Source organism: Pseudomonas sp. C11, from assembly GCF_034683865.1.
Lineage (GTDB): Bacteria > Pseudomonadota > Gammaproteobacteria > Pseudomonadales > Pseudomonadaceae > Aquipseudomonas.
The window spans coordinates 123,812-149,074 of the sequence record NZ_JAWIIP010000006.1; the positions used below are offsets into that span (position 1 = coordinate 123,812).

The window sequence follows — 25,263 nt, forward strand, 5'->3', positions numbered from 1 at the left end:
ATGCTTGCCACCCATCTGAATGTCCGAGGAATAGCGAGATGAAAGCCCAGCTGGAAGAACTGATCGCCAAGATAAGCTCCGGCTGCCTGCCCGCCGACGAGATCGCCCGCATCGCCGACGAAGCCGCGCAGGCTTATGCCGACCCAGCCGCCTTCCTCGCCGCCAACCCGGACGTCAACTACGACGACGAATTCCCCATCCCGCTGGGCGAGTGGGTGGTGGTCGGCAGCCTGCCGGAGACGGTACTGTTCCAGGCCGACAGCTATGAAGAGCTGTTCCAGCGCATCACCGAATCCTTCGGCCCGCAGGTGCAGTTCGTGCTCAAGGCCAAGCAACTGGCCAAGACCGAACCGCTGAAAGCGCTGAACCGCATTCAGGTGCAACTCTCGGCACTGTCGCCGGAAACCGGTGGCTACGTGCTGGTGGACTTCAGCGAACCGCTGGATGACGAGCTGCAGGCGGTGCTGGTGTATGCCAACGACCTGCCTCGGGTACTGGCGCTGGCGGTGGAGGTGGGCATCTATGCGGCACCGGCGCTGGAGGCGGCACAAGCCCAGGCGGATGCCTGAGCCCTGAGGGAACGCCCGTCTCTGGCCGCAGTCACTAGCTCTATTCGATCAGCCACAACCGCAAGGAAATCGTCATGAAGATTTTGCTGGTACTGACTTCCCACGACCGCCTCGGCGACACCGGCCACAAGACCGGCTTCTGGCTGGAAGAGTTCGCCGCGCCCTATTACAGCTTCAAGGATGCCGGCGCCCAGTTGACCCTGGCGTCGCCCAAGGGCGGGCAGCCGCCCATCGATCCGAAGAGCGATGACGAGAGCGCACAAACCGACGCCACTCGGCGCTTCGCCGGTGATGCCGAGGCCCAACGCGAACTGGCCAACACCCTGCCGCTGGCGCAGGTGCGTGCAGAAGACTTCGATGCGCTGTTCTACCCCGGCGGCCATGGCCCGTTGTGGGATCTGGCCGAAAGCACCGACTCCATCGCCCTGATCGAACGCTTCCAGGCGCTCGGCAAGCCGGTCGGTGCGGTCTGCCATGCGCCAGGCGTGCTGCGCCACGTCAAGGGTAGCGATGGCAAGCCGCTGGTCGCTGGCAAACGCGTCACCGGCTTCAGCAACAGCGAAGAGGAAGCGGTGCAACTGACCGATGTAGTGCCCTTCCTGGTCGAGGACATGCTCAAGGCCAACGGCGGCCTGTATGCCCGTGGCGATGACTGGCAGAGCCATGTCGAGGTCGATGGCCTGCTGGTCACCGGGCAGAACCCGGCTTCTTCCGAGGCCAGCGCCGAAGCGCTGCTCAAGCTGCTTGAGGGGCGCGCATGAGCATCGCCATCTTTGCCAGCATCCAGGCCAAGCCCGAACACCGCGACGAGGTGCTGCAAGCGCTGCGGCAGATGGTCAGCGCCACCCGCGCCGAGCCCGGCAACCTGCGCTACGACCTGTTCGAACGCGACGGCGCGCCCGGCACCTTCGATCTCTACGAGTTGTACGTGGATCGCGAAGCGGTGGAGGCGCATCGGCAAAGCGCGCATTACGCCGACTACCGCCAGCGCACCGCCGCCTGGCTGGCCACCCCACCCGAGGTGAAGGTCGGCCTGCCGCTGGATCTGGCCCCTTGAACCGACCTGCGGGCGTCATCTGACGCCCGCACTCAGAAGCCCATCAGCATCATCCAGGCCGGCAGGCTGATTGCCGCCAACAGCGTCGATAGCGAGATCGCCGCACTGACGCTGCGGTTGTCCTCGGCCGTGCGGGAAAACGCCATCACGTTGACCCCGCTCGGGCAGGCTGCCAGCAGCACCATCACCGTCCGCGCGGCATCGTTGAGGCCTGGCAGCAGGCCACTCAATGTCCACACCAAGGCCGGGAACAGCAGCAGCTTGACCAGCGCCACGCCCCAAGCCTCGGCAGTCGGGCGCAAACGATAGCGCGACAGACTCGCGCCCAGCACGATCAGTGCACAAGGCAGGGCAGCCTGGCCCAGCCAGGTCACCGCGCGCCACAGGCTGTCCGGCACCACCAGCCCGGAAAGATTGAGCAAGGCCCCCAGCAGCAGACCGATGATCATCGGGTTGGCCAGGTTCTTCAGCAGGGCGCGACCATCGACCCGCTCCTGGCTGCCGAAGGCCGCATAGAAGCTCTGCAGGGAAAACAGCGTGAGGCTGTGGAACACCAGGATGGCAAACACGTATACCAGCCCGGACGCCCCCATCAGACTGGTGACCAGCGGGATGCCCACCAGCACGTTGTTGGAGAACGCCGCCACCAGCCCCAGCGGCGTAGCCGCGCCGCGCCGCCAGTGGGCGACAGCGTTGACCAGCACGAACACCAGCAACACCGGCAGGTAGTAACCCAGCAGCAACATCGGCGATAGACCTTCGGCCAGGTGCGCCTTGGCGATACCGGTGAACAGCAGCGTGGGCATGAACAGCTTGAAGGTGATATTGGCCAGCCCGGCGGCTGATTCAGCATTGAGCCACTGGCGCCAGCCCAGCACATAGCCGAGCACGATCAGGGCGAAGATCGGCAGGATTGCCTGAACCGCGAGCATGAGTGAGCCAGCCTCCGGGGAAATGCCAAACAGGCGTGAAGCGAAGCGAATCCGCAAAAGCCGCCCAGCATACGCGTGCCCGCGGCGCGATGCGACGACTCTGGACAACGCTGAAACGAGCGAGCTAGAGGCCGCCGGGCAAGTATTGAGACCATCGATGATCACTATCAGGCCAGTCAAGTTCTGCTCCCGGCCCTGGGCCGGGACAATTGCCTCCGACGCTACTTATCACTCCCGACGGAGACACAGACATGAAAATTCAACTGACCCTCACCGCCCTTGCCCTTACCCTGCTGACCTCCAGCGCATTCGCCCTGCCGAGTGGCGCGCCGTTCCCGCTGGTGGGCGAACATCAGGACAGCCAGATCCAACACCAACCGCTGACGCCCGTTGCCGAAAACGGCTCCGAACGCACGCCGGGTGCACGGCACGCACAAGTCGCCGAAGGTGGCTATGAACGCACCCCGGGCGCACAGCACGTACAGGTCGCCGAAGGTGGTTACGAACGCACGCCGGGCGCACAGCACGTACAGGTCGCCGAAGGTGGCTACGAGCGCACTCCAGGCGCACAGCACGTGCAACTGGCCGAAGGCGGCTCGGATCGCCTGATCGAACAGCGCGCTCACGACGCCTGAGCGTCTGTTCCCTTCCTCTCAAAGCCCGGCGGACGCCGGGCTTTTACTTTCCGCTCAAACCGTAGCGACCGGTGGCAAACGGTAGATCCAGATCCGCCGCAGCACCGTCGCGAACTGACCCCACAGGCTGCCGCAGTTGTAGTGCTGGCCATAGCGCTCGGCGATCAGGCGCACCTCACGAGCCAGTTCGGCATAGCGCCGTGCGGGCAGATCAGGGAATAGGTGATGCTCGATCTGATGGCTGAGGTTGCCGGTGAGGATATGCAGCAACGGCCCACCAGACAGGTTGCTCGAACCGCGTAACTGGCGCAGGTACCAGTGGCCACGTGTCTCGCCCTGCAAGACGTCGGGCGAAAACACCGCTGCCTTCTCGGTGAAATGGCCGCAGAAGATCACCAGAAAGGTCCACAGGTTGCGCAGCAGATTGGCGACCACGTTGCCCGCCAGCACGGCCAGGGCGTTGGCGCCCAGCAGCAGGGCCAGCAATGGGAAGATCAGATAATCCTTGCCCCACTGCCGCGCCAGCTTGGCGCCGAACTGGCGAGCCAGCGGACGCACTTCGTCCTTGCTGATACGCCCCTTGATCAGCTTGTCCAGGCGCAGGTGCTGGATGGCCACGGCGTACTGGAACAGCAACGCCTGGATCGTCACCCACAGCGGCTGCCAGCGGTAAAAAGGCTTCCAGCGCTGCTCGGGGAACAGTCGCACCACGCCATAGCCGACATCGTCGTCCATGCCCAGCACGTTGGTGTAGGTGTGGTGCACGTGGTTGTGCGTGTGCCGCCAGAAATCCGCAGGGCCGACGATGTCCCACTCGTACTGGCGCCCGGCAAATTCCGGGTCGTTCATCCAGTCGTACTGGCCATGCATAACGTTATGGCCCAGCTCCATGTTCTCGAGGATCTTGCCCAGCCCCAGCAAAAAGGTGCCGAGCAGCCAGGTCGGCGGGAACCAGCCGAGCATCAGCAGCACCCGGCCACTCCAGCAGCACAGACGCACCGCGCCACGTATACGGCGGATATAACGCGCATCGGCCTCCCCCAGGTCAGCCAGGGTACGCTGGCGCAGGGCATCCAGTTCGGCACCGAAGGCCTCCAGCTCGGCGGGACTCAGTTCGCGATCAGGACGGACGTTCACAGGTCGATCTCCACATCCCCGTGTGGGGCACTGACACACAGTCGAATGGGTTGATTGGGCTCGGCGAACAACGCGCCGCTGCGCAGATCCCGTACCACGCCACCGAGCAGGGTGCAGGTACAACTGGCGCAGATACCCTGGCGACAGCCATGAGCCGGGCGTAAACCACTGGCCTCGGCCTGTTCCAGCAGGCTCAGTTGACTGCTTCCCTGCACCTGCTGGCCGCTACGGGCGAAACGCAGTTGCACGTCGCGCACGTCATCGGCGGCGAGCGGCTGCAGCGGGCTGAAACTCTCCACCTGCAGCGTGCCGCTGCGCGTCCACCAGCCGTGCAGTTGTTCAACAAAACCCTGTGGGCCGCAGGCGATCAGGTGCTCGCCGCCGATCTCGTCGAACTGCTCGCGGCTGATACGTCCGCCCGGCGCACCACTGACGACCCAGCACAACTGCAGATTGCGATGGCGCTCGGCCAAGGCCTGCAGCTCCTCGACGAAGGCACGCTGGCCCTGCCGACGCACCTGGTGCAGCAGTGTGATCGGCGCGCTGAAGCCACGCGCCAGGGCGTCGCGCAGCAGCCCCAGCAGCGGCGTGATACCACTGCCGGCAGCAGCCAGCAGCACCGCACGCCCGTCATCCGGCCATTGCAGCTCGCCAAAGGCCGGCGCCAGTTCCAGCACCTGGCCGACCGCCAGGCGATCCAGCAACATGTTGGACAGACGCCCACCCGGCTGCCGCTTGATCGCCAACTCGATACGCCCATCGCGCCCCACGGCGGTCAGGCTGTAGCTGCGCCCATGACGCACGCCGTCCTGCTGCAGATAGAGCTGCACATGCTGGCCGGCACGCCAGCCCTGTGGATTGCCATTACAGCGCAGCGTCAGCGCCAGCATGTCCTCGGCCACCCAGCGACGCGCCTCGACCTGAGCGAATACGCGCTGCAGCCGCAGCACCGGGTGCAGCAGGCGCAAACACAGATCGACATCAGCCTCGCGCAGCCAGCCACGCGCGCAGAGCCAACGCAGCGGTTGCAGGGCGGGCGCCAGGCGGCGCGCGAGGGAAAACGGAATCATGGGCATGCAACGGCCTTTTCAGTGAACAACTGTTCACAATGCTGGCAGCGCTGGCAAAACGAGTCAACACTCGTTCACTGAAATGCCCCACCCGGTTCGACGCTGCCCCGGCGCATTTGCTAGAGTGCCGCATCGCTCAAAGACCCGATCCGCATGACGCCACGCGCCGAACAGAAGCAGCAGACCCGCCAAGCCCTGATGCACGCCGCCCTCACTCTGATGGAGAGCGGGCGCGGCTTCGGCAGCCTGAGCCTGCGAGAAGTGACGCGCGTCGCCGGTATCGTGCCCACCGGCTTCTACCGCCATTTCGCCGATATGGACGAACTGGGCCTGGCCCTGGTGGCGGAGGTGGGCGAAACCTTCCGCGCCGCGATCCGTCAGGTACGCCGCCATGAGTTCGAGATGCGCGGCATGATCGATGCCTCTGTGCGTATCTTCCTCTCCGAGGTGGCCAGCAACCACGGCCAGTTCCTCTTCCTCGCCCGCGAGCAATACGGTGGTTCGCGCCCCGTGCGCCAGGCCATCGCCGCCCTGCGCGAACGCATCACCAGTGACCTGGCCGCCGACCTCAAGCTGATGAACCGCATGCCGCAGCTGGATGACGCCGGCCTCGACGTGGTCTCGGATCTGGTGGTCAAGACCGTGTTCGCCACCCTGCCCGAGCTGATCGACCCGCCCGCCGACAACCTCCCCGCGCACCTGAGCGCCGAGGCCAAGGTCATCCAGCAACTGCGCTTTATCATGATCGGCGGCAAGCACTGGATGGGCCTGGGCAAGCCGACCGAATGAATCGCACCAAATAAGTGCAATAAATCGCTATCCGCACCAAATAAATCCTGACCACACTGCCAACTCAGCCACTGACGGCCAAAATGCGCCGTGCCACAGCCTTGGCAAGGCCCTTGCACTATTTCCGGGCACACTGCCCCGGAATCGATGCACATGCTGGTTATCCACACCCGAATCGCACCACAGACCACCTGTGATGCCGAACTGGAACTGACCTTCGAGGCGCGCAGCAAGAGTCGTCTGCGCTGCTTCACCACCAGCGGCGAAGAGGTCGGCCTGTTCCTCGAACGCGGCCAACCCGCCCTGGCCGATGGCGAATATCTGCAGGCCAACGACGGCCGCATCGTGCGCGTGCGCGCCAAGGCCGAGCCGCTGCTGCATGTCACCTGCGCCAGCCCCTTCGAGCTGATGCGCGCCGCCTACCACCTGGGCAATCGCCACGTCGCCCTGCAACTGGGCGATGGCTGGCTGCGCCTGCCCGACGACTATGTGCTCAAGGCCATGCTCGAACAGCTCGGTGCCCAGGTCGACACCATCGAAGCGCCTTACCAGCCGGAGCAAGGCGCCTACGGCGGCGGCCATCATCATTCGCACCATGGCGACGCCGAGTTCAACTACGGCCCGCGCCTGCACCAATTCGGCGTACGCACGTGACCGCATCCCTGTCCGGATCGGCCTGGGCACTGCTGCGCCTGGCCAGCCCGCAACTGCCAATTGGCGGCTACAGCTACTCGCAGGGCCTGGAATGGGCCATCGACAGCGGCCTGATCAAGGATGCCGAAAGCGCCGAGCGCTGGCTGAGTGATCAGTTGACGCTCAACCTCTCGCGCTTCGAAGCCCCGCTGCTGCTGGCGCACTGCCGTGCCGCTGCCAGCGCTAACTGGGCGGATCTGCTGGAACTGGCCGAGCGCCATCGCGGCAGCCGTGAAACCCGCGAGCTGGCCCTGGAAAGCCGGCAGATGGGCTATTCGCTCAGGCAACTGCTCGAAGGCCTGCCGGAACTGGATGACGACGCCCGCCACGTTCTCGCCGAGCACTCCGAGCCGGGTCTGGCCCTGGCCTGGGCGCTGGCCGCGCGCGCCTGGCAGATCGCCCCGGACGATGCCCTGGCCGCCTGGCTCTGGGGCTGGCTGGAGAACCAGCTTGCCGTACTGATGAAGGTGCTGCCCATGGGCCAACAGGCTGCCCAGCGCCTGACCAGCCGCCTGCTGCCGCAGCTCGATGCCGCGCAACGGCAGGCAGCCACTCTTTCCCCCGAACACTGGGGCAGCGCCGCCTTCGGCCTGGCCCTGGCGAGCATGGCGCACGAGCGCCAGTACTCGCGTCTCTTCCGCTCCTGACGAGGAACAACAGCAAATGAACAGCCAACCCCTGCGTGTCGGCATCGGCGGCCCGGTCGGTTCCGGCAAGACCGCCCTCACCCTGGCGCTGTGCCGCGCCCTGCGCGAGCGCTACAACATCGCCGTGGTCACCAACGACATCTACACCCAGGAAGATGCCCAGTTCCTGGTGCGCAACGAGGCACTGGAGCCCGAGCGCATCATCGGCGTGGAAACCGGCGGCTGCCCGCACACCGCCATCCGCGAGGACGCCTCGATCAACCTGGAGGCAGTCGAGCAGCTCAACCGCCGCTTCCCGGGGCTCGACCTGATCATCGTCGAATCCGGCGGCGACAACCTCTCCGCCACCTTCAGCCCGGAGCTCTCCGACCTGACCCTGTACGTGATCGACGTCGCCGCCGGTGACAAGCTACCGCGCAAGGGCGGCCCGGGCATCTGCAAATCCGACCTGCTGGTGATCAACAAGATCGACCTGGCGCCGATGGTCGGCGCCTCGCTGGAAGTGATGGAGCGCGACACCCTGAAGATGCGCGGCGACAAGCCCTTCGTCTTCAGCAACCAGAAAGTCGGCCAGGGTCTCGACGAGATCATCGCCTTCATCGAACGCCAGGGCATGCTCACCGCGGCCTGATTCCCTCAAGGAGAACCACATGAATCTGCGCAAGACCCTTTCCGCCATCGCCCTGTTCTGCACCCCGGCACTGGCCTTCGCCCACCCCGGTCACGGTGAATCGGGCCTGCTTTCCGGTCTGGCCCACCCGGTGTTCGGCCTGGATCACCTGCTGGCAATGCTTGCCGTTGGCCTGTGGGCCGCACAGCAAAGCGGTACGGCGCGCTGGGCGCTGCCACTGACCTTCGTCGCCACCATGCTGGTCGGCGGCCTGCTCGGCTTCTCCGGCATGGAAATCCCGCTGATGGAAACCGGCATCGCCGGCTCGGTACTGGCTTTCGGCCTGTTGGTGGCCGTCGCCGCACGTCTGCCGATGGGGCTATCGATTGGCCTGACTGCCCTCTTCGCCCTCAGCCATGGCGTCGCCCATGGCCTGGAGTTGCCGGATCTGGCCAGCCCTTACGGCTACGCCGCCGGCTTCGTCATCGCCACCGCCGCCCTGCACGCCTTCGGCTACGCCCTGGTGCGCTTCCTGCCCCAGGCCGCCGCACCGCTGGTGCGCGTCGCTGGCGCCGCCTCGGCAGTGACCGGCGTCTGGTTGCTGGCCAGCTGAGCCCTGTCTGTCCGCCTCCCCAGGGAGGCGGACGCCCCGCTGGGCAAATCCTCGCCATAGGAGGATATCCCCATCCAGTAACAGCCGAGCCTGGTTATCCCCAACCTGCTCACAGAAACATGCACAGAATCTGAGGATAACTTTTCCCTCCTCACTCACGGCAGGCCAAAAACGCTTGACATTGGCCTGATTCGATCAATTTCACGCTGCCGATCAAAAAACACCCAAAACGCCAGAGACCTTGAAATTACTGGCCTGCAGACAACCCCTAAAAGCTTATCCACAATTTGACCCACAGCTAACGGGGACAACTCGGCGAACAGCTGAAAATGCTCCACAAAAATGTCAAGCCTTTGTGCACAAAGGATTTTATCCGCTGTTCAAAAATCGATCAGCCTCATGCAATGGCCTGTATTTAGGCGCTACATGAAGGAACCACCAGTTTACCCACAGGATTACCCACAGCTCTCGGGGAAAACTTTTTCTCTTGATGCAACGACCTGCCTATGGCCCTGATGGAAACAATCTACGAGCGGCCTACCCACATCCCGGCTAGCCTCATCCTTACCGCCAGATAAGGAAGCCATGCCATGTCCCTCGACGATCTCCGCCAACTGCTCGCCAGCTATGCCTGTGGCACCTGCGGCATTGATACACGTCATTGATACAAGCCATTGACCCTTGGTCGCGCCGCGCCGGCTGGTTAACCTTGGCGTTTTTCGTCGAGGAGTCCCGGCATGTCCCTGCGCAGCATCTGTGTTTTCTGTGGCGCCAGCCCCGGTGCCAGCCCGGTCTATCGTGAAGCGGCCGAAGCGCTTGGCCAGCACCTGGCCGAGCGTGGCGTGCGCCTGATCTATGGCGGCGGCGCGGTCGGCCTGATGGGCGTCGTGGCCGATGCGGCGTTGAACGCTGGCGGCGAAGTCATCGGCATCATTCCGCAGAGCCTGGAGCGCGCCGAGATCGGCCACCGTGGCCTCACCTGCCTGGAAGTAGTGGACGGCATGCACGCCCGCAAGGCGCGCATGGCCGAACTGGCCGACGCCTTCATCGCCCTGCCCGGCGGCCTCGGCACCCTGGAAGAGCTGTTCGAGGTGTGGACCTGGGGCCAGCTCGGTTACCACGCCAAACCGCTGGGCCTGCTGGAGATCAACGGTTTCTACAGCAAGCTCGGCGACTTCCTCGACCACCTGGTGGCCGAGCGCTTCGTCCGTGCGCAACACCGCGAGATGCTGCAGATCGCCGACTCACCGCAGGCGCTGGTCGACGCGCTCGCCGCCTGGCGCCCGACCGTAGCGCCGAAGTGGGTGGACAGAACGCCGGCCTGATCCCGACAACGTGAAACGCGCCCGCTTCCGACGCGCGGCGCGATGCTGACGTGCGGCGAGAATGCTAGGCTCTGCGTCTTTCTTTCACACGGAAGCCTGACAATGGCCGGAAGCAGCCTGCTCGCCCTGATCGACGACATCAGCACGGTACTCGATGACGTCGCCACCATGACCAAGGTCGCCGCGCGCAAGACCGCCGGCGTACTCGGTGACGACCTGGCGCTCAATGCCCAGCAGGTCACTGGCGTCAAGGCGGATCGCGAATTGCCGGTGGTCTGGGCTGTGGCCAAGGGTTCGCTGATCAACAAGGCGATCCTGGTGCCGGCGGCACTGCTGATCAGCGCCGTCGCGCCCTGGCTGGTGGTGCCGCTGCTGATGTTCGGCGGCCTGTTCCTCTGCTACGAGGGCGCCGAAAAGCTGCTGCACAAGCTGCTCCATCGCCACGAGGACGACGGCAAGCAGGCCCACCTCGAAGCCCTGGCTAATCCCGAGGTGGATCTGGTCGCCTTCGAGCGCGACAAGATCCGTGGCGCAGTGCGCACCGACTTCATTCTGTCGGCGGAAATCATCGCCATCACCCTGGGCACCGTCGCCGCCGCCAGCTTCATCAACCAGGTGGTCGTGCTCAGCGGCATCGCACTGGTGATGACCATTGGCGTTTACGGCCTGGTCGCCGGCATCGTCAAGCTCGATGACGCCGGGCTGTACCTCAGCCAACGCAGCAGCGCCTTCGCGCAAGCCTGCGGGCGCGGCATCCTGGCGCTGGCCCCCTGGCTGATGAAGGCGCTCTCGGTGGTCGGCACGGCCGCCATGTTCATGGTGGGCGGCGGTATTCTCAGCCACGGTCTGGCTCCGGTCGAAGCGGCCATCCATCACGCCAGCGAGTGGGTCGCAGTGGACGGCGGTCAGTGGCTCGCAGCCGTAGTGCCGACGTTGCTCAACGCCCTGCTGGGCATCGTCGCCGGCCTGATCAGCGTACCGCTGGTAAGCCTGGGTGCGCGCCTGTTGCAAGCGCTGCGCCCCGCCAAGGCAGACTGAATCGGTCATTTTTCAGCCAGTGTGCAGCGCGCCTTGACGGGCGCTGCCGCGCACGACTTTCCCCAAGCTTATCCACAGCTTGCTCCACGGCTTTCGGGGATAAGCCCTGATTGCTCGCCTGCATCTGCCCGGCAATCTCTCGTTCACTCCAACGCATTCATTTGCAAGGTTTTTCGGCTCGCCTGAAGCCTAGCCACAGGCGCTGCACAAAAGCTGACCAGGCGCCCAGAAATGGCCAACGGCGGGCGCTGGGAAAGCCCATGCAGACCTTGCCCACAGAGTTATCCACAGATTTTCGGGATAAATGGACGTGGCGTTCGGTCGCACCCGCAACCGGGCAAAGCTGTGCGACTCTTTAATGACCTGACCGGAAACTCAGAATCTGGAGGCTTCACGATGTTACGCAACGTTGCTCTCATGGCCCTGCTCGGCCTGGCCAGCACCCCGATCTTCGCCGCCGACTGCTCGGTGGATGTCGAGGCGACCGACCAGATGACCTTCAACACCCAGGCCATCTCCGTCAGCAAGAGCTGCAAGACCTTCACCGTCAACCTCAAACACACCGGTGCACTGCCCAAGACCGCCATGGGCCACAACTGGGTGCTGAGCAAGACCGCTGACATGCCCGGTATCGCCACCGACGGTATCGGCGCAGGCCCCGATGCCAGCTACCTGAAAGCCGGCGACGCCCGTGTGATCGCCCACACCAGCCTGATCGGCGGCGGCGAGAGCACCACAGTCAGCTTCGACGTGAGCAAGCTGGCAGCCGGTGAGGACTACAGCTTCTTCTGCTCCTTCCCCGGCCACTACTCGATGATGAAAGGCAGCGTGAAGCTGGTCGACTGAGTCATCCGCAAGGGCCTCGACCGAGGCCCTTCATTGCTATGCAAGCGGCAATACCGTGACCTGTACTTCCGGGTCGTGGCTACCGCCCCCCAGGATCACCCCCCGCAGCGGCGACACATCGGAGAAATCCCGGCCCCAGGCCAGGGTGATGTGCTCCAGCGCCGGCCGCACGTTGTTGGTCGGGTCGAAATCCACCCAACCCTGACGCGGGCAGTACAGCGAGATCCAGGCATGCGAGGCATCCGCACCGATCAGCCGTGGTTGGCCGGGTGGCGGCTGGGTCAGCAGGTAGCCACTGACATAGCGGGCCGCCAGGCCGCGCGAACGCAGGCAGGCGAGCATCAGGTGGGCGAAGTCCTGGCAGACGCCGCGTTTTTCTTCCAGCACCTGCAGCAGTGGCGTGGCCACCTGAGTGGCGCCGGCATCGAAACTGAACTCCTCGAAAATCTTCTGCATCAGCGCCTGGCCGGCCTGCAGCAACGGGCGCCCAGGCGTGAAGCAGTCATCAGCGAAGTCGGCGAAGACCTGCTTGAGGCGTACGTAGGGTGACTCGAAGCGGTAGCGTGCCGCTTCCAGCAATGCCGGCTCCATACGCTGGCCGCTATAGCTGAGCGCCGCGCAGGCCGCCTCCCAATTCGGCGAATCGTCGAGGTCGAGCGCAGGGCGCGCCAGCACCTCGACACGCAGCCGCGCACTGACGCTGAGCGCCTCATGCGGGCGCTCGAACACCAGCCGCGTCAGCGGGTTGCCGAACACGTCCAGGCCGTCGCGACGCTGACAGGGCTGCGGGTCGATACGCAGTTCCTTTTCCTGGCAGCGCTGCCAGGGACATTCGCGCGGCCACAGGTGCGCCAGTTGCTGCGCCAGGGAAACCGGCGCCGAATAGCGGTAGTGAGTGTCGTGAAGAACTTGATAAAAGGCGCTGCTCATGAGGATTGCGTCCGTTGGCTGACATCGACATGAGCGAAGAAGCGCAGGCCAAGATGATCGGATACCGCGCCGGCGGCCTCGCTGATGGCCACCAGCATATCGGCCAGGCCTTCGAGCACCGCACGGGTGCTGCCGGGGCCGAACAGCGGGTTTTCCAGACTGGCGAGGCTGAACGCGGCAAGCTGCTCCTCCAGATACGCCAGGTAGCGCTCGGCCGGCAGCTCGAAGCGCTCGTGCAACCCTTCCAGCGAACGCAGCAGGGTGCGCATCTGGAAGATCACCGCATGGGGGTTCTGCTCGTCCAGAAGGAGCAGGTCGAGCACCGGGATCAGTTGCGCCGAAGCGAGGTAGCGGGTGCGGTAGGTGATGCTGCTGTTGCCCAGTTCCAACAGCCACTCCAGCGCCGACTGGTCGGTGGCCGAGCCGCTGCGCAGGAAGCCGGCGAAGCTGTCGCAAAGAAACTGCAGGCGCTCGATATAGCGACCGAACATGAGAAAGCGCCAGCCGTCGTCGCGGGTCATGTCGTCGAGGGCGAAGCCCGACAGCGCTGCCAGCGACATCAGCAGGCGATTGAGGAAATCCAGCAGCTCGCCAAAGTCGGCCGGCTGACCTTCGAGCAACTGTGCCTCACGCTGCAGCTCGACCAGCGCCTGCCAGTTGGCCTGGGACAGCTTGCCGCGCACACTGCCGGCCGCCCACTGCAGACGCTGCAGATTGGCGCGCAGGCTGGCCGGCCAGTCACCGCCCAGCAGCGCCTGCAGCAGACGCGCCTCCAGCTCGCCCTCCTCCGGATCAGCCAGCAGGCCCAAGCTCTGCGCCAGCACCAAGGCGCTCTGCAGCGCCTGTGGATCGTCGTCATCGTCGACATAACGCGCCAGCATGATGCGCAGCAGCCGCGCATTGCCCTCGCAGCGCTCGGCGTAGCGGCCAAACCAGAATAGATTTTCCACCACCCGCGAGGGCAGGAAGGGGTCGCTGCGTACCAGATCGGCGGTGCCCAGGGTGCGCTGCGTCTGCCAGGGCTCGGCGCCAGCCTGCCGCGTACCAAGCACCCAGGTATCCTTGCTCGCGCCGCCGCGCTGCATCGATACCACCTCGGCGTCGGCCTCGGCAGCCACGCGGGTCAGGCCACCGGGCATGATTCGGTAGCCGTCGGCGCTGGCCACAGCGAACACGCGCATGCCGATGGCGCGCGGCTGCAGGCCCGTGCCGTCCCACACCGGCGCCTGCGACAGCTTGGCCCGCGCCTGCGCCACGTAGGCGTAGGGGCGCTGCTTGAGGCGAGCCGCCAGCTTGGCGCGCTGCGCCTCATCCAGATCACGGCCGAACACCGGGGCGAAACTCTGCGAGGGAAAGGCCGGGCGCACCAGCAGTCCATCGAGTTTTTCCAGCGCCTCATCCAGCACCGGCGGCTCACCGCACCACCAACTGGCGATGGACGGCAGCAGCAGTTCTTCGCCGAGCAGATGCTCGCTGATCGCGGGCAGGAAACCCGGCAGGCCGGGCGACTCCAGCACGCCGCTGCCCAGCGCGTTGGCCACCAGCACGCGGCCACGGCGCACCGCTTCGAGCAGGCCAGGCACGCCAAGGGCGGAATCGGTGCGCAGCTCCAGCGGATCGCAATAGTCATCGTCGAGACGGCGCAACACCGCATGCACGCGGCGCAGGCCGGCCAGGGTCTTGAGGTAGAGGGTGGCGTCGCGCACGGTCAGGTCGCTGCCTTCGACCAGCGGATAGCCAAGCTGGCGCGCCAGGTACAGGTGCTCGAAGTAGCTCTCGTTGAAGCGCCCCGGCGTCAGCAGCACCACCAGCGGCTTTTCCCCACCGCTCGGCGCCTGACGCGCCAGGGTGTCCTGCAGAGTGCGGAAGAAGCCGGCCAGGTACTGCACGCGCAGATCGCGGTACAGCTCGGGGAAGGCACGCGAGACGATCTGCCGGTTCTCCAGCGCATAACCGGCGCCGGACGGCGCCTGAGTACGGTCGGCGGTGACCCACCAACGCCCGTCCGGAGCGCGAGCCAGATCCACCGCATACAGGTGCAGCCAGGTGCCACCCGGCGCCTGCATGCCCTGGCACGGCCAGAGAAAATTGTTGTGGCCGAACACCAGTTCGGTCGGCAGCAGGCCTTCGGCGATCAGCTTCTGCGGGCCGTAGAGATCAGCCAGCACGCGATTGAGCAGGGTCGCGCGCTGGGCCACGCCGGCGGCGATCTGCTGCCACTCGTCCGCCGGGATCAGGTTGGGCAGCAGATCCAGCTCCCAAGGGCGATCCGCACCTTCCGGGTCGGCGTAGACGTTGTAGGTGACGCCGTTTTCCTGGATCTGCCGGGCCAGCATGGCCTCGCGCTGCGCCAGGTGCTCCGGACGGCTGCGCGCCAGTTGCTCGTAAAGGCGGCGCCAGTGCGGGCGCACGTTGCCCTTGGCATCGAGCAATTCGTGGTAAGCCCCGGCAGGGGGCGGGTAATCGGCTAACAGGTCGTGCATGGCAGGCTCGGCAGTGGCAAGGCAGCGTGACGCAGGTTGATGAGCCGCATCCGTGGGAGGCGCTTCAGCGGCGACGGTTCGCGGCTAAAGCCCCTCCCACAGATGGAATCGACGTCAGACGCGACGCAGATCCAGGGTCATCGGCAGTTCATTATTGTCTATCGGTTGCAGGGCCGGGCGCTTGCCTGGGCTGTGGCCCAAGCGGAAGAAGCGCGCCAGGCGCCGGCTCTCGGCCTCGTAGGCGTTGACCGGCAGGCTGTCGTAGTTGCGACCGCCCGGATGGGCGACATGGTACTGGCAACCACCCAGTGAGCGCTGCATCCAGGTGTCGATGAGGTCGAACACCAGCGGCGCGTGCACGCCGATGGTCGGTTGCAGGCAACTGGCCGGCTGCCAGGCGCGAAAACGCACGCCCCCGACGAACTCGCCGACCTTGCCGGTGGGCCGCATCGGCACCGGTACACCGTTGCAGGTCAGTACGTAGCGATCCGGCGCCATGCCGTTCACCTTCACCTGCATGCGCTCCAGCGACGAGTCGACGTAGCGCACCGTGCCGCCAACGGCGCCCTCCTCGCCCAGTACGTGCCAGGGCTCCAGCGCCTGCCGCAGCTCCAGGTCGATGCCCTTAACCGCGAAGTCGCCAGCCTTGGGAAAGCGAAACTCGAAGTGCGGGGCGAACCACTCGCTGCGCAGGCGATAGCCGAAGCTGCCCAGCTCCTGCAGCACATCGGCGAAGTCCTGCTCGACGAAATGCGGCAGCAGGTAGCGGTCGTGCAGCTCGGTGCCCCAACGCACCAACTTCGCGGGGCGATAAGGCTCCTGCCAGAAGCGTGCGATCAGCGCGCGCAGCAACAATTGCTGAGCCAGGCTCATCTGCGCGTGCGGCGGCATCTCGAAGGCGCGCAACTCGAGCAAGCCGAGGCGGCCGCTGGCCGAGTCCGGCGAGTACAGCTTGTCGATGCAGAACTCGGCACGGTGGGTGTTGCCGGTAACGTCCACCAGCAGGTTGCGCAGCAGGCGGTCGACCAGCCACGGCGGGCAATCACGCCCCGGCTCAGGCATCTGTGCGAAGGCGATCTCCAGCTCGTACAGGGCATCGTTGCGCGCCTCGTCGACACGCGGCGCCTGCGAGGTCGGGCCGATAAACAAACCGCTGAACAGGTAGGACAGCGACGGGTGGTTGTGCCAGTAGCTGATCAGGCTGCGCAGCAGATCGGGGCGGCGCAGGAAGGGCGAATCGCTCGGCGTGGCGCCGCCGAGCACGAAGTGGTTGCCGCCGCCGGTGCCGGTGTGGCGGCCGTCGATCATGAACTTCTCGCTGGACAGCCGCGATTGCCGCGCGGCCTCGTAGAGAAATTCGCAGCGCTCGACCAGTTCTTCCCAACTCGCCGACGGGTGGATATTCACCTCGATCACGCCCGGATCAGGGGTAACGCGGAAGTACTGCAGGCGCGGGTCGAGTGGCGGCTCGTAGCCCTCCAGCAGCACCGGGCATTTAAGCTCGGCAGCCACGGCCTCGATGGCCGCGACCAGCTCCAGATAGTCTTCGAGGTGGCTCAGCGGCGGCATGAACAGATACAGGCGGCCATCGCGGGGCTCGGCGCACAGCGCGGTACGGACGATGCCGGCAGCCGATTGCCCGTTGGCCGGGCGCGCGCTCTGCGGGCCAGCACTGGCGCCGCGCCAGACACCGCGCAGCTGACGCTGGATCTGCGCCGGACTGGGCAACGGCGGCAACGCCTGGCTGGGGTCGACCGGATTGACGTAAGGATAGTCGGCCTGACTGACCCAGGGCATGGAATCCAGCGGCAGGCGATAGCCCAGCGCCGAGTCGCCCGGCAACAGACGGCAATGCTCGTCACGCAGGAACCAGCGCCCACTCTGCCAGCCCTCACCAACCACTTGGCGCGCCAACGGCAGCACGTGACCAACCACAGCATCGAGCCCCTGATCGAACACCTTGCGCAGACGCTCGCGCTCCAGCGGATCACTCAAGCGCGGGTCATCCGGAGTAACGTTGTCCGGTAGCTTGCGCTCGCGCCACAGGTAATAGAACCAATCCTCATAGGCTGGGAAAACGTTGCCAGCATCCACCCCCAGATGCGCAGCCAGCGCCCCCAGGAAACGCTCGGCAGTTTCTGCCCTCGCGCCATAGCCACGCTTTTCGTCAGCCAGCAGCTTGGGGTCGTGCCACAGCGGTTCACCATCGCGGCGCCAGAAGCAGTTCAGCGACCAACGCGGCAACTGCTCGCCGGGATACCACTTGCCCTGACCGAAATGCACCAGCGCCTTGGGCGCGTAATGGTTGCGCAGGCGATAGAACAGGTCGGCCGCCAGGCGGCGCTTGTTCGGCCCGAGCGCGGCGGTGTTCCACTCGTCGTCATCGGGATAATCGAGAGCGACGAAGGTCGGCTCGCCGCCCATGGTCAGGCGTACGTCATGTTTCTGCAGATCCTCGTCGATCTGCCGGCCCAGCGTCTGAATCGCCTGCCACTGCGCCTCGCTGTAGGGTTTGGTGACGCGCGGCGCCTCCCACACCCGCTCGACGCTCATCAGGTGCTCGAATTCCACCTCGCACTCGTCCAGCCCACCGGTGATCGGCGCCGCCGAAGACGGCTCCGGGCTGCAGGCCAGCGGAATGTGGCCTTCACCGGCGAACAGGCCTGAAGTCGGGTCGAGGCCGATCCAGCCGGCGCCGGGCAGGTACACCTCGCACCATGCGTGCAGGTCGGTGAAGTCCTGTTCGGTGCCGCTGGGGCCGTCGAGGGATTTGACGTCGGCGGTGAGCTGGATCAGGTAGCCGGAGACGAAACGCGCCGCCAGGCCCAGATGACGCAGCAACTGCACCAGCAGCCAGGCCGAGTCACGGCAGGAACCGGATGCCAGTTCCAGCGACTGCTCGGGCGTCTGCACGCCGGGCTCCATGCGGATCAGGTAGCGGATATCGGTAGACAGGCGCTGGTTCAGCTCCACCAGGAAATCGATGCTGGGTACCGGTTCGCGAGAAATGTTCGCCAGGTACTTGGCGAACAACGGCGTGGCCGGCAGCTTGATCAGATAAGGCGCCAGCTCACGCTGCTCGCCCTCGGTGTAGGCGAAGGGAATGCGCTCGGCGTAGGGCTCGAGGAAGAAGTCGAAGGGGTTGAACACCGCCATCTCGGCGACCAGATCCACCTCGACCTTGAACTCGCGGGTCTTCTCCGGGAACACCAGGCGCGCCAGGTAGTTGCCCTGCGGATCCTGCTGCCAATTGATGAAATGTTCACCTGGCTCGACCTTCAGTGCGTAGGAAAGGATGCGCGTGCGGCTATGTGGCGCCGGGCGCAGACGCACGACCTGCGGCCCAAGGTTGACCGCACGGTCGTAGCGGTAGTGGGTGACATGATGCAGCGCGACATGAATCGACACGGCGGCCTCCTGCTAGCCTGGACGATAAGCTGTGCCGCGCAAGACTTATGCCAGCGCGCGCGGCCGCTCACCATCGGCAGCCTGCGCCGCGCCATGCACCACAATCAGGCATCTCACGCACCACGCTCAGGACAATGCCCCAGCACGATGCATGCGCGCAATCGCTGCCCTCCTGTCATCGGCCTAGCCGCCCGCTTCATCATCTGGCAGCACGACCGCACCGTCTTCGCTACGCTCGACGGTGAATATGTCCGGGTGCCGGCGACGCATGTCACGCAGATAGGCCTCGTGTGCATCGATTGCCGCCTGTTGCCGCTGGATGCGCTCCAGCAGCGACTTGCGCTCGGCCAATACCTGCTGCAACTCCAGGCAGGTCTGCAGGGTTCCGCGCAACTCGTAGGCATCCCACGGCTTGGAGACGAAGCGGTAGATTTCCGCCTTGTTCACCGCCCGGACCAGCGACTCGCGATCACTGTCACCACTGAGTAGCAGGCGCAACGCATCAGGCTGCAATTGCCGAGCGAACTGCAAGAACGCAATGCCATCGAGCTCGGGCATGCGCAGATCCGACAGGATCAGCTCGTACGCGTTGTGCGCCAGGGCCAGCAGCGCCTCCTGCGGCTCGCTGAAGGTATCGATCTGCCAGCCGGTGTCACGCAACTCCCGGCACAGCGCCTTGAGCACGGCGGGTTCATCGTCCAGCAACAATAGACGTGCCATGGCATCACTCCTTGGCGACTTGTAATGCCGCGGCTTCGGGATCCCGCACGAACAGGGTATAGGAGGCCGACTCGATGCCTTCGAAGGCGATCAGCTTGCGAATCAGCAGTTCCGAGAGCACCTTGCCCTCGTTGAGCAACAGCATGCCGTTGTCGGCATGGAGGTTGCGCGCCAGCACCATGCCGGGCTCGAGCTGGCGCGTATCCACGGCACGTACCAGCGGGTCGCCCAAGGTGATGTCCGGCATGACCGAGGCGCAGATGTGGGTAAAGCGCTCGATCAGTTCGGGGTCATACAGGCGGCCGGCGTATTTGCCGATGAGCAGCAGCGCCTCGTCGCGATTCAGCCGCCGCTCCAGCACCAGCCCGCATTGTAGTTCGACGAAGTCGACGGCCAGCTTGAGCATGCGCGAGCCGAGGGGAATGTCGTTGCCTCGCAGGTGATCGGGGAAGCCCGAACCATCCCAGCGCTCCTGATGATGGCGGATGAGCTTGGCCGCATCGTGCAACGGCTCAAGCGCCATCAGCACCGACTCGCTCTGCGCCGGGTAGCGGCGGTATAGATCACGATCCTTGCCATGCATCAGGTCGGCTGGGCTCACCAGGATCGAGTCCGGCAGGCTGAGCTTGCCGATGTTGTACAGCGCTGCGGCCATGCTCAGATCACGCGCCTGATCCTCCGGCATGCCCATGTCCGAGGCGAAGGCGCGGATGATGGCGATGATTTGCTGGTTGGTCTGCTTCTCGCGCGGTAGGCGCTGGTTGACCAGCAGCGAGAACACTTCGGTGCTCAGCACATAGCTGCGGCGCAACTCGTCATAGGCCAGATCGAGCATGTCGGCCGTCTGCTGCAGCTCTGCGGTACGCGCCTGTACGCGTTTCTCCAGGCCCTCATTGAGTGCGACCAGTTGCCTGTTCTGCTCCTGCGTCAGTTGCTGCAAGCGCTCACGTTCGCGCTCGGCGAACTGGAAGGCCAAGGCCTGGCGGATGGCCAACATCAGCTCTTCATCGTTCCAGGGCTTGCTCAGGTAGCGATAGATCTGCCCCTCGTTGATCGCCGTGGTGATGGTCTGGATATCGGCATAGCCGGTGAGCAGGATGCTCATGCATTGCGGGCTGCGCTTGTGGATCTCGGCCAGCAGGGTGGCGCCGTCCATGCCCGGCATGCGGGCATCGGAAACCACCAGATCGAATGGCTGCTCCTCGAACAGTTGCAGCGCCTGTGCGCCGCCATTGGCCATCACCAGATCATAGGGCTGGCCGCGCAGCAGGCGTCGCAGGCTGTTGAGGATATTCTCCTCGTCGTCGACCAACAGCACGCGCGGGCGCGGCGGACTTGTTTGCGATTCGGACATGATGTGCGCTCCAGATGCTCAATGAACCTGCCGGATCGGTAGACGGATGGTGAATCGGGAACCCTGGCCCAGCTCACTGCTGACGGTAAGACTGCCACCGTGCTTCTCGACGATGCTGAACGACAACGCGAGCCCAAGCCCCGTGCCCTTGCCAACCGGCTTGGTAGTGAAGAAGGGATCGAATATCTGCGCCAGGTGCTGCGCCGCTATGCCGCAGCCGTTGTCGCTCACCTGGATCAGCACATCATCGGCGCAACGCTCGGTGTGAATGACGATGCGCCCATCGTGCTCGATGGCCTGGGCGGCATTGACCAGCAGGTTCATGACCACCTGATTGATCTGCGCGGGAATGCACTCGACCAAGGGCAGCTCGGCAAACTCGCAGATCAATTCGGCCTTGTACTTCACCTCGTTGTTGACCACGTTCAGCGTGCTACGAATGCCCTCATGCAGATCGGCCATGACGAACACTTCATCGCTGCTGTGGGAGAAGTCCCGTAACGAGGAAATGATGCGTTTGACCCGCTCGACGCCTTCGGTCGACTCGCTGAGCAGGCCATTGATGTCATCGCGGATGAAGTCGTAATCGAACTGCTGCTTCAATCGCTGCAACTCCAGGCCACCCCACTCGCTCATCTGATCCACCAGTTGCAACAATTGCTGAACGTAACCGGCCAGGGTCTTCAGGTTGCTGGCGACGAAGCCCACCGGGTTGTTGATTTCATGCGCCACGCCTGCGGCCAATTGACCGATGGCGGCCATTTTCTCGGACTGCAACAACTGCCGATTGGCGGCCTGCAACTTGCCGCTCAACTCGCTGAGTTCGTCATGCTTGCGACTCAGTGCCATCAGCGCCTGCTGCAGCTCCGGACTGGCGGCGGCACGGCTGTTGTCGAATATGGCCAGGCCCAGTATCAGGGCACCACTCGTGGATATGACCGGGAACAGCAGCGTGGCCTGCAGCATCGGCAGCGGCGTGCACTGACCATCGTCCGGTAGAGTGCTGAGCAGGATCAGGTACGGCTGGTCGCGCCAGACCGTCTGCACCGGCTGCCGCTCGCTGCAGACCCTGTTGAACAACTCGTGCCAGTGCGGTGTATCGACTTCCGGAAATGCCTCGGCCAGGCGCATGCCTGCGACGTCGGAGAGGTCACGACTGCAGCGCTGCACGATGAAGGGGTTGCAGTAGAGGATGCGCTGCACGGTATCCAGAAGCAGAAAACCCGCCGGGATTTGCTCCACCGCCGCGATCATCTGTTGCTGCAAGACCGTTGAGTCCATTGCGCCACTCCTGATGTCACAGAGCCTAAGCTAAGTGTAGATAGCCCCTGAACAAGCGACGGATATTTGGTGTCAAAATGCCTTCATCCGTGCGAGCACATTCGCTCACTGGAGAAACCATGCAGGCCACCGCTCCCCTGGCACGCTACCAAATGACCTTCGAGGACGGTGGCGCTGCGACCCTGAACATCCCCTCGCACCCCTCGGGCGAGCCGCCTGATTGGGCACGCCTGGAACATTGCCAGTGCCGCAATTGCCCACTGCACGCAGCGCAAAGCCCGTTCTGTCCGTTTGCCCTGGCCCTGGTCACCCCCCTGCATGAACTGGCGGGTCGCCAGTCGTTCGACCAGGTGCACGTGTGCATCGACTGGAATGGCCGTCACCTGGAGCAATCGAGCACCCTGCAACGCGTGCTCAGTTCGGTCATCGGCCTGGTCGGCGCCACTTCTGGCTGTCCCCATACACGCCTGCTCTCGCCCATGGCGCACTTCCATCAACCCTTCAGCGGTGCGGCCGAAACCCTCTTCCGCGCACTGGGCACCTACCTCATGGGGCAGTTGCTACGCCAGCAGAACGGTCTGTCGGCGCGCTACGACCTGGAAGGGCTGATGGAGATTTACCGCGCCCTGCGCGAAGTCAACCTGGGCATGGCCGAGCGCCTGAGATCGGCGACCCGCGCCGAACAGGGGATAAACGGAATCGTCCTGCTGGATGTGCTGGCGGCAGAAGCCCTGGAATACATGGAGTCGCCGCAAAGCAGCTTCGGTGAATTGTTCGCGGCGTACCTGAGCGATGATGTCGCCGAACCAGATCAGGACTCGACCGGCTGACGCGGCGGCAGGACGATGCGAAAGCAGGCGCCGCCATTGGGCGGCGTGCTGACACTCAGCACGCCGTGATGGCGTTCGATGATGTTGTAGGACACGGACAGGCCAAGCCCCGTCCCCTTGCCGACCGGCTTGGTGGTGAAGAACGGCTCGAAGATGCGCCGCATCAGGTGCTCGGGAACGCCCGGCCCATCGTCCTCGATCTCGACGAAGACGTTTTCGCCCAGGGTCCCGGTGCGCAGGGTAATGGTGCCGTGCTGGACGATGGCCTGCGCGGCGTTGACGATCAGGTTGAGAAACACCTGGTTGATCTGCGAAGCAATGCATTGCACCGGCGGCAGCTCGCCGTACTGCTTGACCACCTGAGCCTTGAACTTGACCTCGTTCCAGATCACGTTGAGCGTGCTATCCAGCCCCTGGTGCAAATCGGCGAACTGCCACTCGCCGTTGTCGACATGGGAAAAATCCCGCAGATCCTTGACGATGCGTTTGACCCGCTCCAAGCCTTCACACGACTCGCCCAGCAGCACCGGCGTGTCTTCCCGCAGGAACGCGTAGTCGGCCGTCTGCCCCAACGCATTGCAGGCCTGGATCAGTTCGGCATTGCCCGAGGCCTGTACCTGAGCCTGCAAGCCATCGACCAGCCCCATCAATTGGTCGAGGTAACCTCGCAGGCTGTTGAGGTTGGAATACACGAAGCCCACGGGGTTGTTGATCTCATGGGCGACGCCGGCAGCCAGTTGCCCGATGGCTGCCATCTTTTCCGATTGCAGCAACTGCGCCTGGGCCTCTTCCAACCGCCGGATCAGCTGGGCCTGTTGCTCCTTCTCGACCTCCAGCAGGGCATTGAGGCGCTCCAGCTCCTGCTGCCGCGCGGCCGTGTCGGTGGCATCGGCCACCGTGATGCAGGCGGCTCTGGGTTCCCCTTGGCCATCGTGCAACGGGAAGAAGGTGCAGTTCTGGTACATGCTCGACAACTGGCTGGTGATTGGCCGGGTACCCCCGAAGGGAAACAGGTGCGGCCGCTGCTGCCAGGAGGTGAATGCCAGGTTGCGTAGCGTCAGAACGCCACGCACCTTCTGCCGTAGCCAGCGTTCGGGCAAATCCGGAAACAGCTCGAACAGTGAACGGCCCACGGCCTCATCCGCCAAGCGCCCACTATGGATGACCATGAAACGGTTCCAGAACAGCACGCGACAATCTGCATCGACCACCAGCACGCCCAGGTTGATGTTTTCCAGAACCGCTTCCAGCCCTGCGCCGTGCAAGCCAAGGGCATCCATTTCAAAGCTCGCTCAAGAGTCGGTCGATCACGGCCAGCACGCTGCCTACCGTGTCCTCCGAGATGCACAGCAGCAGATCACAGCTGAATTGGCAGGCCTGAACCTCGAAGCGAATCTCCATGACCAGGGCCCGGTGACTCTGCAAGGCTCTTTCGCTCATGGCCTGCTTGAACGAGGTGTGCCGGGAGAAGACCGACGGCGCGCCATAGCTGACAGGAATGTCGAACTGTTGCGCCAGGCTGTTGATGCAGGCACCGCTGAGAATGTTGGTGACATCCAGCATCAGTTCCTCACGTTGCTGGATGCTGTGTTCGTCATAGCCCATCAGCTCTGCCAACTGGTCTGCGCCATGGCAGCCAAAGCAGACGAAGGCTTCCCCGCGCACCTGCCCCAGGAACGACTGACGGGTGACATCCACATCGTTGTCCTCTGCCATCACCTCGGGAAGCTGGGTATCGCTGAGGCTGGCCACGCTATGAATGCGCGGTACTGACAAGACGACGAAGGTGTCGGTCAAACAGGCCAACTGGTCGGCCGCCTGCCCCATGGCAACGTTCATCAGTTCCTGTAACGCGTCACGCTGATCTTCGCTGAGCCTGTCCATCAGAGCACCCCGATTTCATGCAGAGTGGCCATCATCGCCTCACTGGAGATCGGTTTCTTGATGAACGCCGCAGCGCCCAATTCGATCACCCGCTGGCGAGCCTGGGGCTGAATGTCGGCACTGACCACGATCACCACGGCATTGGCATCGAGCCGATGCAAACGCTCGAGCGTCTCAAAGCCATCCATCACCGGCATGGTCAGATCGAGAAAAATGATCTCCGCCAAGCCTGCCGCATAGGCCGCCAACGCCTCTTCACCGTTGGCCGCCTGGCTCACCTCAGCGCTGAGCGCATCGGGTAGTGCCTTGAGTAGAAGTTTTCGGGAGAGACTGGAATCATCCGCGATGAGCACTTTCATATACGCTCCTGAGACGCAGAGAGGGTTATGTAAGAGCGTAGCCCAGCGCCATC

The 25,263-nt window shown here is 64.4% G+C and carries 25 protein-coding genes; 13 read left to right on the forward strand and 12 right to left on the reverse strand.

The window, feature by feature from the left end; genetic code table 11:
* Positions 1-38 precede the first annotated feature (38 nt).
* From VC352_RS11660 to VC352_RS11670, 3 genes are all read left to right on the forward strand, one after another.
* Entirely contained in the window at positions 39-569 is a 531-nt protein-coding gene (locus tag VC352_RS11660) for a hypothetical protein (protein WP_322979725.1), read from the forward strand.
* Positions 570-643: 74 nt separating this feature from the next.
* Positions 644-1,330 carry a type 1 glutamine amidotransferase domain-containing protein gene (locus VC352_RS11665; protein ID WP_322979726.1) on the forward strand — a complete coding sequence of 229 codons (687 nt, stop codon included), beginning with the start codon at positions 644-646 and terminating at the stop codon, positions 1,328-1,330.
* On the forward strand, positions 1,327-1,626 hold the full coding sequence (locus VC352_RS11670; protein WP_322979727.1) for a putative quinol monooxygenase: 300 nt from the start codon (positions 1,327-1,329) through the stop codon (positions 1,624-1,626). The genes VC352_RS11665 and VC352_RS11670 overlap by 4 nt, the downstream gene beginning before the upstream one ends.
* 32 nt (positions 1,627-1,658) lie before the next feature.
* On the opposite strand, the gene VC352_RS11675 is transcribed toward VC352_RS11670, so the two are convergent.
* Positions 1,659-2,558, reverse strand: a complete 900-nt coding sequence (locus VC352_RS11675) for an AEC family transporter (protein WP_322979728.1) — start codon at positions 2,556-2,558, stop codon at positions 1,659-1,661.
* A 251-nt stretch (positions 2,559-2,809) separates the two neighbouring features.
* Here VC352_RS11675 and VC352_RS11680 point away from each other — a divergent pair, with 251 nt between their 5' ends.
* The gene (locus VC352_RS11680; RefSeq protein ID WP_322979729.1) at positions 2,810-3,193 is read left to right on the forward strand and encodes a hypothetical protein; all 384 of its coding nucleotides are present in this window, start codon (positions 2,810-2,812) and stop codon (positions 3,191-3,193) included.
* A gap of 54 nt (positions 3,194-3,247) precedes the next feature.
* Here the strand turns inward: VC352_RS11680 and VC352_RS11685 are convergent, their stop codons facing one another.
* Together VC352_RS11685 and VC352_RS11690 are read right to left on the reverse strand one after the other, a co-directional pair.
* Positions 3,248-4,330, reverse strand: coding sequence for a fatty acid desaturase family protein (locus VC352_RS11685; protein WP_416340149.1), 1,083 nt, complete (start codon positions 4,328-4,330; stop codon positions 3,248-3,250).
* Positions 4,327-5,406 (reverse strand): ferredoxin reductase, encoded by a 1,080-nt coding sequence (locus tag VC352_RS11690; RefSeq protein ID WP_322979731.1) that lies wholly within the window; start codon positions 5,404-5,406, stop codon positions 4,327-4,329. Before VC352_RS11690 ends, VC352_RS11685 begins: the two co-directional genes overlap by 4 nt.
* Before the next feature lie 147 nt (positions 5,407-5,553).
* On the opposite strand from VC352_RS11690, the gene VC352_RS11695 reads away from it, so the two are divergent.
* The 8 genes from VC352_RS11695 to azu all read left to right on the forward strand — a co-directional run bounded on the left by VC352_RS11695 (position 5,554) and on the right by azu (position 11,961).
* Positions 5,554-6,189, forward strand: coding sequence for a TetR family transcriptional regulator (locus VC352_RS11695; protein WP_322979732.1), 636 nt, complete (start codon positions 5,554-5,556; stop codon positions 6,187-6,189).
* Positions 6,190-6,342: 153 nt separating this feature from the next.
* A complete protein-coding gene (gene ureE, locus VC352_RS11700; protein ID WP_322979733.1) occupies positions 6,343-6,843 on the forward strand; it encodes an urease accessory protein UreE in 501 nt (166 codons plus the stop codon).
* Positions 6,844-6,851: 8 nt separating this feature from the next.
* On the forward strand, positions 6,852-7,529 hold the full coding sequence (locus VC352_RS11705; RefSeq protein ID WP_322979867.1) for an urease accessory protein UreF: 678 nt from the start codon (positions 6,852-6,854) through the stop codon (positions 7,527-7,529).
* Positions 7,530-7,545: 16 nt separating this feature from the next.
* The gene (gene ureG / locus VC352_RS11710) at positions 7,546-8,160 is read left to right on the forward strand and encodes an urease accessory protein UreG (RefSeq protein WP_159970192.1); all 615 of its coding nucleotides are present in this window, start codon (positions 7,546-7,548) and stop codon (positions 8,158-8,160) included.
* A 19-nt stretch (positions 8,161-8,179) separates the two neighbouring features.
* Positions 8,180-8,752, forward strand: coding sequence for a HupE/UreJ family protein (locus tag VC352_RS11715; RefSeq protein WP_322979734.1), 573 nt, complete (start codon positions 8,180-8,182; stop codon positions 8,750-8,752).
* 737 nt (positions 8,753-9,489) lie between these two features.
* A complete protein-coding gene (locus VC352_RS11720) occupies positions 9,490-10,077 on the forward strand; it encodes a TIGR00730 family Rossman fold protein (RefSeq protein WP_322979735.1) in 588 nt (195 codons plus the stop codon).
* A gap of 102 nt (positions 10,078-10,179) precedes the next feature.
* Positions 10,180-11,115 (forward strand): DUF808 domain-containing protein, encoded by a 936-nt coding sequence (locus VC352_RS11725; protein WP_322979736.1) that lies wholly within the window; start codon positions 10,180-10,182, stop codon positions 11,113-11,115.
* 396 nt (positions 11,116-11,511) lie between these two features.
* Complete coding sequence (azu, locus tag VC352_RS11730) at positions 11,512-11,961, forward strand: azurin (RefSeq protein WP_322979737.1); 450 nt, start codon at positions 11,512-11,514, stop codon at positions 11,959-11,961.
* 36 nt (positions 11,962-11,997) lie between these two features.
* On the opposite strand, the gene VC352_RS11735 is transcribed toward azu, so the two are convergent.
* The 6 genes from VC352_RS11735 to VC352_RS11760 all read right to left on the reverse strand — a co-directional run bounded on the left by VC352_RS11735 (position 11,998) and on the right by VC352_RS11760 (position 22,137).
* Positions 11,998-12,891 carry a transglutaminase family protein gene (locus VC352_RS11735; RefSeq protein WP_322979738.1) on the reverse strand — a complete coding sequence of 298 codons (894 nt, stop codon included), beginning with the start codon at positions 12,889-12,891 and terminating at the stop codon, positions 11,998-12,000.
* On the reverse strand, positions 12,888-15,374 hold the full coding sequence (locus VC352_RS11740; RefSeq protein ID WP_322979739.1) for a circularly permuted type 2 ATP-grasp protein: 2,487 nt from the start codon (positions 15,372-15,374) through the stop codon (positions 12,888-12,890). Before VC352_RS11740 ends, VC352_RS11735 begins: the two co-directional genes overlap by 4 nt.
* Positions 15,375-15,488: 114 nt before the next feature.
* Positions 15,489-18,782, reverse strand: coding sequence for a transglutaminase family protein (locus tag VC352_RS11745; RefSeq protein WP_322979740.1), 3,294 nt, complete (start codon positions 18,780-18,782; stop codon positions 15,489-15,491).
* A gap of 183 nt (positions 18,783-18,965) precedes the next feature.
* Complete coding sequence (locus tag VC352_RS11750; RefSeq protein ID WP_322979741.1) at positions 18,966-19,502, reverse strand: response regulator; 537 nt, start codon at positions 19,500-19,502, stop codon at positions 18,966-18,968.
* A gap of 4 nt (positions 19,503-19,506) precedes the next feature.
* Positions 19,507-20,856, reverse strand: a complete 1,350-nt coding sequence (locus VC352_RS11755; protein WP_322979742.1) for an HD domain-containing phosphohydrolase — start codon at positions 20,854-20,856, stop codon at positions 19,507-19,509.
* A gap of 18 nt (positions 20,857-20,874) precedes the next feature.
* Entirely contained in the window at positions 20,875-22,137 is a 1,263-nt protein-coding gene (locus VC352_RS11760; RefSeq protein WP_322979743.1) for an ATP-binding protein, read from the reverse strand.
* Between the two features lie 119 nt (positions 22,138-22,256).
* On the opposite strand from VC352_RS11760, the gene VC352_RS11765 reads away from it, so the two are divergent.
* Positions 22,257-22,967: a DUF6901 family protein gene (locus tag VC352_RS11765; protein ID WP_322979744.1), complete on the forward strand. Its 711-nt coding sequence runs from the start codon at positions 22,257-22,259 to the stop codon at positions 22,965-22,967.
* On the opposite strand, the gene VC352_RS11770 is transcribed toward VC352_RS11765, so the two are convergent.
* The 3 genes from VC352_RS11770 to VC352_RS11780 are packed head-to-tail and all read right to left on the reverse strand — an operon-like array spanning position 22,949 to position 25,210.
* Positions 22,949-24,247, reverse strand: a complete 1,299-nt coding sequence (locus tag VC352_RS11770; protein ID WP_322979745.1) for an ATP-binding protein — start codon at positions 24,245-24,247, stop codon at positions 22,949-22,951. The two genes, VC352_RS11765 and VC352_RS11770, sit on opposite strands and share 19 nt — an antisense overlap.
* A 1-nt stretch (position 24,248) precedes the next feature.
* On the reverse strand, positions 24,249-24,851 hold the full coding sequence (locus VC352_RS11775) for a chemotaxis protein CheC (RefSeq protein WP_322979746.1): 603 nt from the start codon (positions 24,849-24,851) through the stop codon (positions 24,249-24,251).
* Positions 24,851-25,210 (reverse strand): response regulator, encoded by a 360-nt coding sequence (locus VC352_RS11780; RefSeq protein WP_322979747.1) that lies wholly within the window; start codon positions 25,208-25,210, stop codon positions 24,851-24,853. The genes VC352_RS11775 and VC352_RS11780 overlap by 1 nt, the downstream gene beginning before the upstream one ends.
* Positions 25,211-25,263: the final 53 nt, after the last annotated feature.

What these genes read in the sequence shown, in the direction of transcription:
- VC352_RS11660 (WP_322979725.1), top strand. Translation starts at nt 39, where the DNA reads ATGAAAGCCCAGCTGGAAGAACTGATCGCCAAGATAAGCTCCGGCTGC.
- VC352_RS11665 (WP_322979726.1), top strand. Translation starts at nt 644, where the DNA reads ATGAAGATTTTGCTGGTACTGACTTCCCACGACCGCCTCGGCGACACC.
- VC352_RS11670 (WP_322979727.1), top strand. Translation starts at nt 1,327, where the DNA reads ATGAGCATCGCCATCTTTGCCAGCATCCAGGCCAAGCCCGAACACCGC.
- VC352_RS11675 (WP_322979728.1), bottom strand. Translation starts at nt 2,558, where the DNA reads ATGCTCGCGGTTCAGGCAATCCTGCCGATCTTCGCCCTGATCGTGCTC.
- VC352_RS11680 (WP_322979729.1), top strand. Translation starts at nt 2,810, where the DNA reads ATGAAAATTCAACTGACCCTCACCGCCCTTGCCCTTACCCTGCTGACC.
- VC352_RS11690 (WP_322979731.1), bottom strand. Translation starts at nt 5,406, where the DNA reads ATGCCCATGATTCCGTTTTCCCTCGCGCGCCGCCTGGCGCCCGCCCTG.
- VC352_RS11695 (WP_322979732.1), top strand. Translation starts at nt 5,554, where the DNA reads ATGACGCCACGCGCCGAACAGAAGCAGCAGACCCGCCAAGCCCTGATG.
- ureE (WP_322979733.1), top strand. Translation starts at nt 6,343, where the DNA reads ATGCTGGTTATCCACACCCGAATCGCACCACAGACCACCTGTGATGCC.
- ureG (WP_159970192.1), top strand. Translation starts at nt 7,546, where the DNA reads ATGAACAGCCAACCCCTGCGTGTCGGCATCGGCGGCCCGGTCGGTTCC.
- VC352_RS11715 (WP_322979734.1), top strand. Translation starts at nt 8,180, where the DNA reads ATGAATCTGCGCAAGACCCTTTCCGCCATCGCCCTGTTCTGCACCCCG.
- VC352_RS11720 (WP_322979735.1), top strand. Translation starts at nt 9,490, where the DNA reads ATGTCCCTGCGCAGCATCTGTGTTTTCTGTGGCGCCAGCCCCGGTGCC.
- VC352_RS11725 (WP_322979736.1), top strand. Translation starts at nt 10,180, where the DNA reads ATGGCCGGAAGCAGCCTGCTCGCCCTGATCGACGACATCAGCACGGTA.
- azu (WP_322979737.1), top strand. Translation starts at nt 11,512, where the DNA reads ATGTTACGCAACGTTGCTCTCATGGCCCTGCTCGGCCTGGCCAGCACC.
- VC352_RS11735 (WP_322979738.1), bottom strand. Translation starts at nt 12,891, where the DNA reads ATGAGCAGCGCCTTTTATCAAGTTCTTCACGACACTCACTACCGCTAT.
- VC352_RS11740 (WP_322979739.1), bottom strand. Translation starts at nt 15,374, where the DNA reads ATGCACGACCTGTTAGCCGATTACCCGCCCCCTGCCGGGGCTTACCAC.
- VC352_RS11750 (WP_322979741.1), bottom strand. Translation starts at nt 19,502, where the DNA reads ATGGCACGTCTATTGTTGCTGGACGATGAACCCGCCGTGCTCAAGGCG.
- VC352_RS11755 (WP_322979742.1), bottom strand. Translation starts at nt 20,856, where the DNA reads ATGTCCGAATCGCAAACAAGTCCGCCGCGCCCGCGCGTGCTGTTGGTC.
- VC352_RS11760 (WP_322979743.1), bottom strand. Translation starts at nt 22,137, where the DNA reads ATGGACTCAACGGTCTTGCAGCAACAGATGATCGCGGCGGTGGAGCAA.
- VC352_RS11765 (WP_322979744.1), top strand. Translation starts at nt 22,257, where the DNA reads ATGCAGGCCACCGCTCCCCTGGCACGCTACCAAATGACCTTCGAGGAC.
- VC352_RS11770 (WP_322979745.1), bottom strand. Translation starts at nt 24,247, where the DNA reads ATGGATGCCCTTGGCTTGCACGGCGCAGGGCTGGAAGCGGTTCTGGAA.
- VC352_RS11775 (WP_322979746.1), bottom strand. Translation starts at nt 24,851, where the DNA reads ATGGACAGGCTCAGCGAAGATCAGCGTGACGCGTTACAGGAACTGATG.
- VC352_RS11780 (WP_322979747.1), bottom strand. Translation starts at nt 25,210, where the DNA reads ATGAAAGTGCTCATCGCGGATGATTCCAGTCTCTCCCGAAAACTTCTA.